Raw genomic sequence first — 2,047 nt, 5'->3', positions numbered from 1 at the left:
GAGGTTTAACAGGGTTCCTGCACGTATCTTGTTAATATCACCGCCGATAAATACGCCAGGGTTAATGCTCACCAGACGTTTCATTACCCCTCTCCAGCTCTGCGAGCCCGGATAAGCGTTGCTTAGCTTCATGGCTATAGAGCTTAGACTTTCACCTTTGGCAACGCGGTAAGTTTTCTGCCCTGCCATCAAAGAGGGTTGAAAATCGTTACGATTGATCCTTTCAGTAAGCGCTTTATCTGCTGCCCTGGACTGACGGTTGTTATTTGTCTGCTCATATTCATTTAGTTTCTTACGCAACGCTGCTAATGCCTGCTTCTTGGCAACATCACCAGAGGTCTGTGAAGATGAGGTATCCTTATTAACCGATTTGTCGGAAGAATGACTCTGTTCCTGTTCATACGCCTTCAGCTTACTGCGCAATGCAGCCAGTGCCTGCTTTTTAGCATTGTCATCGGATGTTTTTGAAGGGGCGTTATTCTTGACAACTTGCGGCTTTTTCCCGCCCTTGATATCTAACAGGTTAAAAGCAATTTGTCGTCCGTTGTTACCGGGACGAATTTCATAAATACCATAGGCCTTTCTTCTTCCCGCAGAAAACCTGACCACGGCCATCAATTGCCTGGCACTGATTTCACGGATCGAGCGAGCCCTGATCACCGTTTCTCTGTTGCTATTAGCCGTTATGTCAAACCGAAGACCAGCAACCTGCTGATTATAATCAATGCCTTGCCGGTAATAGTCAGTAATTGAGCCCAACTGAACCTTGAGGTTGTCTTTACCGGCAAGACCTTCTGGCAGGTCTTTGATGATAATTGTTGAGTTTAAGGAGTGGCTGACAGTTGAGGGGGCTTTCCCGTGTTGACTGTGTGCAACTACGGTCTTGTCCGAAGGTTTTAATTGGGCAGTTGCAGATGTTTTTACATTAGGAGCCCATGACTTCTTGCCGATTACCTGGTCATTCTTCTGGATAGATCCTGGCAGTTGCAACTGCGCATTAACCCGCAGTTTATTGATATCACCATTGATGAAGGCCTCTGGATTCAGAGAGGCCAGCCTATTCATAAGGGTTCGCCAGTTGGCAACCTCCGGATACCGGGGTAACAACTCCATGGCAATGCCACTGATACTTTGCCCCGCTTTAACCCGGTAATGCCCGGCGGAAGAAGTAGTAAGAACTTCTACGTCTGAAGCGATAATACTGGCCTCAGAGGGTAATGGCTGAACAGTAACGGGTGTTGTTCTGGCAGTAAGTGTTGCTCGCTGCTGGGCTTTTGGGGTTATGAACGACTTTTCTGCAGGCTTATGGTCAGCGTTAAGCAGATTTAAGGTAACCTGCTGTTCTTTACCGGGCGTTAACTTGAAATCATAGATGCCATATATTTTCTGATTCCCCACCGTCAACTTGATCACAGCCTTCAGTTTGTTGGTGGTGATTTCCCGAACGGAACGAACCCTGATCAGCGGCTTGCCATTGCTATCCTTGGCCACTTTAAACCGCAGGCTGGAAACCTGTTTGTCATACTCAATATTGTGCCGGTAAAAGTCGTTAATCGACCCAAGCTTTACCTTAAGTTTCTTATTGGTAAGTTCTGACGGCAGAGCATCAATGGCAATGGTTGCATTGAATAGTTGGTACTGATCAGTACCAATCGTCATATATCCCAGCTCAGGATTGGCTGATGCGCTCCCGATAACACTGCTTACTATGGCTGTGCTTATCAGTTTTTTAATCATGTTCCTGATCTTATCCAGTTAGCCCAACGTGGGAAGCCCCAGTTACTAACTGTTTATCGGTTCAGCCACGAGCAACTGTAGAAAATTCAGGCGCTATTTTTTACCGCATCAGAATGAGTATAAGCAGGCATTTTTCAGGAGAGGAATTTATCAAAGTGAGGTTGAGGGTAACGAAGCAGCTTTACAACAGGAAAGCTGCTTCGCAGAAGGTCTAGGAGGCTGTCCGAGAATAGACTGCCCTACTGCGGTTGCGATAATTGGTCTAAAAATTCCTGTTTCTTCGTCAAATAGCCCCGCTATTCTCCTCAGA

At 46.4% G+C, this 2,047-nt stretch carries 1 protein-coding gene; it reads right to left on the bottom strand.

Translation table 11 applies throughout. The annotated features are described in order from the left end of the window. A partial coding sequence (locus KDK15_RS17755) for a FimV family protein (RefSeq protein ID WP_257296728.1) occupies positions 1-1,737 on the bottom strand: 1,737 nt, incomplete at its 3' end. Positions 1,738-2,047 lie beyond the last annotated feature (310 nt).

The sequence above is a fragment of the Endozoicomonas sp. YOMI1 genome (genome assembly GCF_024606345.1).
Lineage (GTDB): Bacteria > Pseudomonadota > Gammaproteobacteria > Pseudomonadales > Endozoicomonadaceae > Endozoicomonas.
This window is presented reverse-complemented; position numbering and strand designations above follow the sequence as displayed.